The following is a 6536-nucleotide window of genomic DNA, read 5'->3' as shown; positions in this document are numbered from 1 at the left end:
GAGGTCCCTACAAAGACAGGGCCGAAGTCGATCTTCGCAAAGTGCAGCCATTGCTCGAGAGCATGCACGGGGCAGGTCTGATCCTTAGAGCCGCGGCCGATTTCGACCTCGCGCCAACCTGTCTTCGCATTGAGGGTCAGGAGGGCGCCTTTCTCCATGATCTCAATCCATCCGCCGGAATCTGGCGTGTCATCTTTATGTACATCGAGGCTCACGATTTCCGAGCGGCGGAGGCCTCCAGCGTAGCCGAGCAACAGGATCGCACGATCTCGTAGCCCGCGAAGATCGTGCGACAGGGTGGCAACCATTGCGAGGATGTCCTCGGCCTGGATCGCTTCCTTCTGCACTGGCGGGCGCGCGTGCTTGCGCTTGATCCCCGCCAGGACCGAAGCAATGTGGCGGTTCTTGCGATCGAGAGTGAACCCCCGTTGCGCATAGTTCCATGCCAGACCTGAGAGGCGACGCTCGATGGTGCTGACCGAGAGGGTAGGGGACCCGTTGGTCGGCGCGGCCAGGTCGGCCAGATACAAGCCGATCATTTCTGAAGACGGAGGTAAGGGCTCCGCACCCTTCAGCCTGCACCAACGCGCGAAGTGCTTCCAGTCGGCGGCATAGGCCTTGTTCGTGTTCTCGGACGTCGAGGCTTTGGCGTAGTCCCGAGCGGTGTCGACCAGGCGGTCGAGTGTGCCGGAACCGGCGACATGCAAGGGCAGGGTAATCCGATCGTCATCCTCCCTCATAGTAGAACCTCTCTCGTTGAGCTGAAGGCCTTCGGCCGGACATGGTTTCGCGCAGGTCGACGAGAGAACATGCCAAAATGCCAGGAAGCGTCCGAACCACCGCCAGTCTCACGAACCTCGACTCGAATTTGGTCCGCTTCAACCTGGTTTGGCATTTCGTCAGGAGTCCAGTGTTTGAGCTAAAGCCTTGTCCACCAATGAAATACGAACGAGCTCGACGAGAGGGCCGATTTCGGGCGAGTCCAGTGATGAAACATTAGCTGAAGACCATGTTTCTGCGCATATCATTTTTACGTCCGATAATGCAATATTATTGGACATAGTGAGATGCTGCAAGGCGGGGCGGTTAGATCGCTATTTTCTGGAATAAAGCGCCGCGCAAGTGTAGGCTCTGGGCATGACATTTGCCCGGCCGGACCCCATCAGCGACCTCGACACGTTACCCCGGATGCCCGCCTGGGTCACCTCTGCACGCGCTGAAACCCTTGAAGATGTTGCGTTTTTGTCGGGCGCCGCGCTGAACCACCTGCATCTTGTGTTGCGACGTGCGGAGGTGCCCCAAGCCTTGTTGCGGGATCGGCTCGCTCTACTTGGCGCGGAGGCTTGTGTCGCGTTTTCTGGAGGCCCGGAGCGCGCAGGAGAGTTGCGCGATACAGTGCATCTGTTGCGCCCGGGCGAACTTCCCGGACCAGCCGGAGAAACCTGCCTAGCCTGGCGGCGCGCAGTAGAACGGTCGATTTCGATCAAGTCGCTTGCTCGAGCCTTGCCAGCCTTCGAGCCGGGCCAGATCGCGACGTGGCTTGATGCGGGGAGAGGGGCGCCGGTGACCCGTGCCGCAATGGTGCTGGAAGCAGTGTTGACGGAGGCGCCGCGTGCAGACGTGTCGGCGCTGATCCTGGCGGAGGCGGCCCTCGCCCAAACACTCGGTTGGGATCATCTCGTGCCGCTGCTGGCCGCGAGTCTGAAACGCGCCGACCTGCGCAAGCAAGGCGGCGACTTACGTCTGGCCTGTCATCGCGCACTCATCTATTCGGCGATTGAGGCCGTTCGGCTGGCCGCGGACCTCGCGCGTCGGGCGGCGCATCTTAAGGCAGTCGCCCCGATGCTTCGCGCCAAAGGGGCAGGGAACGCTGTCGAGATGTTCCTGACCTGGGACGCTGTGGCGCCGTCGGCCTTGCCTTTGCCGGATCGCGCAGCACGGCGGCTCTGCGACCGGCTGGTCGACCTCGGCGCGGTGCGCGAGCTGACGGGTAGGGACACTTTCCGGCTTTACGGAGTGTAGCGATGAGCATGTCCAGCGAAAGTGGGAGCCGGTTTCGCGGTTCGGACATGCGACCACCAAAGTCTGCGAAGGATCGCTCTGAACCCGAACTGGATCGCGAGTTGCTCGACCTGCCACCCGAGCTGCGCTGGCGTGAATGGATGCGCCGGATCGAGGCGGTCGTCTTTGCCTCGGCCGCGCCGGTGCCGCGCGAAGACTTGGCGTGCGTGGTGGGGCAACGGGCCTCGGTCGACCTGCTGGTCGAGGACCTTGCCGCCGATCTGGAGGGACGGGCCTTCGAGATTGTACAAGTCGCCGGTGGCTGGATGTTCCGGACGCGGGTTACCTATGCACCTGCGATCCGCGCCGCGGCCGATGTTGGGGACCAACTGCTGGACCTGAGTGAATTCGACGTCGCGGTCCTGGCCGCTATCGCCTACCATCAACCGATCACGCGCGACGGGCTGAAGGACATTTTCGGCAAGGAGATCAGCCGTGATCTGATCGGGCGGCTGCATGCGCGCGACTTGATCGGGACTGGGCCACGATCGCCACGCCGCGGTGCGCCCTATACCTTCGTCACCACGGAGCAGTTTCTTGTTGCCTTCGGGTTGGAGAGCCTTCGCGATCTTCCCGATCGGGAACTGTTGGAGGATGCGGGTGTGATCGGTTCTTCATGAAGGCGATCAACTACACGTTCGAGAAAGATAGTCGTTGGCGGGCCTTCACGGCATTCCTCGATGACGGACGTATCTGCCTGACAAACAATGCGGCCGAACGCGCCCTGCGCGGCGTGGCTCTGGGCAGAAAGTCATGGCTCTTCGCGGGTTCCGAGCGTGGCGGGCAGCGGGCCGCCGCCATGTATACCCTCATCGTCACTGCAAGAATGAACGACATCGACTCGCAGACCTGGCTCGCCGATGTTCTCGCCCGGTTGTCCGACATGCCCGTCTCGCGCATCCATGAACTTCTGCCTTGGAACTGGAAGTCCCGGCCCCTCGCTGAGGCGGCATGATCATGCATGCTCAACAAGGTGTATTTCGTCAAGACCATCGACCGCGTTGCAGCCGAACTGGGCGAAACTGTCGACCGGATCTTCGATCTCGCTAGCGACATGGAAACCGAAGATGGCGTGATCTGGGTCTACGGCCCTAGCGACGACAGCGTCATCGCCTTCACTCCGTTCGGGATCGAAAACCTGCAAGAGCTCATCGAAATGGACCGTGACCACGCGCGTTGACCGCGCCGCGGCCTACGCCGGATGCTTACGTTGCTCCACCTGCGCCAATCGGCGTAACAACCCAAAGGGCTCCGGTTCCGGCTGGATGAAAGTTCAGTGGCAGGTCACGGCGTGGGGCCGCTGGTGATTGTAGAAGGTAATCCATCGGCCAACGCCGGCTTTCGCCTGCGAGCGGTCTCCGACACGGCGCGCTCGCCCTTCACGGCTTCCAGCGCCACGCTAGCCTTGAAGCCCGCATCATGGTTCCTGCGCTTCGACATGTTCTGATCTCCTCGTTCTGGGAGACCAGCAGACGTCAGATCGTAGCTTCCGTCACTGTCCGATTTTCGGGGAGGTGCTCAAAAAATCTGGAGCGGAGTTAGAAGACAAGTGCGGTGATGGTTGTAAGCCCTACAATTTCAATGAGTTGCTGAGTCGCGCCGAGAACGTCACCCGTCTGACCTCCAAGCCGCGTTTTGGCGAGTCTGGACACCAGCCAGAGAACAGCGCCAGTCCCGATGGACATCGCGGGCAGGACCAATGGACCCGCCCAGACGGCGAGACCGAGGAATGGCAGCATGGCCAGTAAGGCGGCAGTAATCGCCGCTCCCTTTCCTGCGTCGCGCGCACTGTGTCCAAGCCCGTCTGATCGTGCGGCCGGGAGCTCTGCGAGGAGGATCGAGGCGCCGGCGCGGCTCGACATCGCGGTCGCTACCAGAGCCAGGCACATGATCGCGGGATGGGCGGCGAGGGCTGCAAGGGCCTGCCAGCGCAGCCCAAAGCCCAGAATGAGTGCAATCGTGCCGTAGCTGCCGATCCGGCTGCCGCGCATGATCTCGAGGCGTCGCTCGGGTGTGGTGCCACCCCAGAGCCCGTCCGCGAAATCAGCCAGCCCGTCTTCGTGCAGCGCGCCGGTGGTGAGCACCTGTGCGGCGAGACAAGACCCCGCGACGAGCGGCAGCGGCAGGTTCAGCGCAAGGCCGAGCCAGAAGATCGCGGCGGCGATCAGGGCAACCGCAAGACCGGCCAGCGGAAACGCCCAGGCCGCTGCGCCGATACTCGGCACCGGGTCACGCAGGCGCGGCAGCGGAAGCCGCGTGAGCAGCACGAGCGCGAGATGCGCCTCCGTCACGCGGCGCGCGATCATGCCTCACTGACCCCGGCCTCGCCAAAGGTCGCCATCCCGTTATGGCATTCGAGGGCCGAACGAAGGATGCCCAGTGCAAGCGCTGCCCCCGAGCCTTCGCCCAGCCGCATGTCGAATTCGAGCATGGCCTTCTTGCCCATCGCGTCAAGCAGGCGACGGTGGCCCGGCTCGGGCGAGACATGCCCGACAAGGCAATGATCGAGCAGGCGCGGATTGGCCGCGTAAAGGGTGGCCGCCGCGGCGGTGCAGATGAAGCCGTCAAGGATGACAGGGATCCGATGGGCGCGCGCGGCGAGGACTGCACCGCAAATCGCGGCCTGTTCACGCCCGCCAAGTGCTGCGAGCGTTGCCATCGCGGAGGCGCCGCCATGGCGCTTCAGCCCGGCCTCGATCGCGGCGATCTTGCGCTGGATTCCCTCGGCGTTCGAGCCGGTTCCGGGGCCGACCCAGTCTGCGGGCGTTGCGCCGAACAGCGCCGAGGCCAGCGCCGCCGCGATCGTCGAGTTGCCGATTCCCATCTCACCGAGGATCAGGACTTCGGCCTCGGGATCGACGGCCGCGATGCCGCGATTGATCGCATCAAGCGTTTCGGCCTCGCTCATCGCGGGGCCTTGGGTGAAATCTGCGGTCGGGCGATCGAGATCGAGCGCGACGACCGACAGATCGGCCCCGTTCGCGCGACAAAGCTGGTTGATCGAGGCCCCGCCATGCTCGAAATTCATCACCATTTGCGCGGTGACTTCCTGCGGATAGGGGTTCACGCCCTGCGCGCAGATGCCGTGATTGCCGGCGAAGATCACCGCCTGTGCCTTGGCAACGTTCGGTCGCGCCGTGCCACGCCAGCCCGCCATGAAGATCGCAAGCTCCTCTAGCCGTCCCAGAGACCCGGGTGGCTTGGTCAGGCTGTCCTGACGAGCGCGCGCGGCGTCAGCCGCCTCGGTGTCGAAGGCGGGCAGGTGCTCGGCCAGCGATGCGATCTCGGAGAGGGAGAGAATTTCCATATGTCATTTCACCTTTAGTGGCAGGCCTGCGACCGCCAGCGTCACCTCGTCGGCTGCTGCTGCGATCCGTTGATTCAAAAGCCCCGCCGCGTCGCGAAAAGCCCGCGCGAGCCCGTTTTCCGGCACGATGCCCATGCCCACCTCGTTGCTCACGAACACCACTGGATGCACGAGAGCGGGCAGCAGCGCGAGCAGGTCCCGCGTCTCGGCTTCCCAGTCGCGATCGGCCAGAATGAGGTTGCTCAGCCAGAGCGTCAGGCAGTCCACCAGGCGCGGCGCGTCGTCGGTCGCTTGCAGTGTTCCGGCCAGATCGAAGGGGGCCTCATGTGTGGTCCAGACCCCTGTGCGACGGGCGCGATGGGTGGAAATTCGGGCCTTCATCTCATCGTCGAACGCCTGAGCGGTGGCAATATAATGCGCGTGATTTCCAAGGTTTAGCGTGACCGCTTCGGCCAGGGCGCTTTTGCCGGATCGCGCGCCGCCCGTGATCAGATGAATGCGTGCCATGGCTGGTTCGCGCTGTTGTCTCTTGTTACCGGCGTGCAGATAAAGCAGAAAAGGCGCGGTTGCGAAAGGAGAAAAACCGCCATGCCGGAGAGGGCGCCGACAGAGCTGATCTTGCTGCGCCACGCGCCGGCCGATCATGGCGGCGCCTTGGCCGGACGGCGGGATGTGGGGGCGCTTCTGCCAGATCAGGGTGCGCTCAGGGCGCTGCGCGACAGGCTTGGCACGGTGCGAGTCGTCGCGAGCCCGGCTCTGCGCTGCGTCCATTCCGCGCGCGCTCTGTGGCCCGATCTTGCCTTCGCGACCGACGCCCGCCTGTGGGAGCAGGATTTCGGGGATTGGGAGGGCATCCCCTTTGGCCAATTGCCCGATCTTGGCGCGATGTCCGGCGCGGATCTGGCGCGCCACAGGCCGCCGGGGGGCGAGAGCTTTGCCGATCTTTGTGCCCGGGTGGCACCCGCCCTGCAGGAGATCGCGTGGCAAGGGGGGCAGGTCGCCGTCATGACCCATGCGGGCGTTGTGCGCGCGGCCCTGGCCCTGGCCCTCGGCCAAGAGGCTCCGGCGCTCTCCTTCCGCGTCGATCCGCTCTCGGTCACGCGGATCACCGCTTTCGCCGATGAGGCCTGGTCGATCGGGTGCGTCAACGCGGGCGGGATCGGATGAC

General features: G+C 64.0%; 8 protein-coding genes and 1 pseudogene. 5 read left to right on the top strand and 4 right to left on the bottom strand.

The window, feature by feature from the left end; translation table 11 throughout:
* The coding region (locus tag VK792_RS17490) for a tyrosine-type recombinase/integrase (RefSeq protein ID WP_326299157.1) at positions 1–740 on the bottom strand (740 nt) is incomplete at its 3' end.
* Between the two features lie 397 nt (positions 741–1137).
* On the opposite strand from VK792_RS17490, the gene VK792_RS17485 reads away from it, so the two are divergent.
* The 4 genes and pseudogenes from VK792_RS17485 to VK792_RS17470 all read left to right on the top strand — a co-directional run bounded on the left by VK792_RS17485 (position 1138) and on the right by VK792_RS17470 (position 3241).
* On the top strand, positions 1138–2022 hold the full coding sequence (locus tag VK792_RS17485) for a DUF1403 family protein (RefSeq protein ID WP_326299156.1): 885 nt from the start codon (positions 1138–1140) through the stop codon (positions 2020–2022).
* A 47-nt stretch (positions 2023–2069) separates the two neighbouring features.
* Positions 2070–2681: an SMC-Scp complex subunit ScpB gene (gene scpB, locus VK792_RS17480; RefSeq protein WP_435404870.1), complete on the top strand. Its 612-nt coding sequence runs from the start codon at positions 2070–2072 to the stop codon at positions 2679–2681.
* Positions 2681–3016 (top strand): annotated as a pseudogene (locus VK792_RS17475) (IS66 family transposase); the annotation flags it as partial. The gene scpB and the pseudogene VK792_RS17475, both read left to right, overlap by 1 nt.
* Before the next feature lie 6 nt (positions 3017–3022).
* On the top strand, positions 3023–3241 hold the full coding sequence (locus VK792_RS17470) for a hypothetical protein (protein WP_326299155.1): 219 nt from the start codon (positions 3023–3025) through the stop codon (positions 3239–3241).
* 358 nt (positions 3242–3599) lie between these two features.
* Here the strand turns inward: VK792_RS17470 and cobS are convergent, their stop codons facing one another.
* From cobS to cobU, 3 genes are read right to left on the bottom strand one after another with little or no spacing between them, the layout of a single operon-like run.
* Entirely contained in the window at positions 3600–4367 is a 768-nt protein-coding gene (gene cobS / locus VK792_RS17465) for an adenosylcobinamide-GDP ribazoletransferase (protein ID WP_326299154.1), read from the bottom strand.
* A complete protein-coding gene (cobT, locus tag VK792_RS17460) occupies positions 4364–5368 on the bottom strand; it encodes a nicotinate-nucleotide--dimethylbenzimidazole phosphoribosyltransferase (protein WP_326299153.1) in 1005 nt (334 codons plus the stop codon). The genes cobS and cobT overlap by 4 nt, the downstream gene beginning before the upstream one ends.
* 3 nt (positions 5369–5371) lie before the next feature.
* Positions 5372–5875 (bottom strand): bifunctional adenosylcobinamide kinase/adenosylcobinamide-phosphate guanylyltransferase, encoded by a 504-nt coding sequence (gene cobU / locus VK792_RS17455; protein ID WP_326299152.1) that lies wholly within the window; start codon positions 5873–5875, stop codon positions 5372–5374.
* 81 nt (positions 5876–5956) lie between these two features.
* On the opposite strand from cobU, the gene VK792_RS17450 reads away from it, so the two are divergent.
* Positions 5957–6535, top strand: a complete 579-nt coding sequence (locus tag VK792_RS17450) for a histidine phosphatase family protein (protein ID WP_326299151.1) — start codon at positions 5957–5959, stop codon at positions 6533–6535.
* The last annotated feature ends 1 nt before the right edge of the window (position 6536 follow it).

This window comes from Mesobacterium hydrothermale (assembly GCF_035818635.1).
Classification (GTDB): Bacteria; Pseudomonadota; Alphaproteobacteria; order Rhodobacterales; family Rhodobacteraceae; genus Mesobacterium_A; species Mesobacterium_A hydrothermale.
Note: the sequence above shows the minus strand (reverse complement) of the source record. Positions and strands in the feature narration are given on the sequence as shown.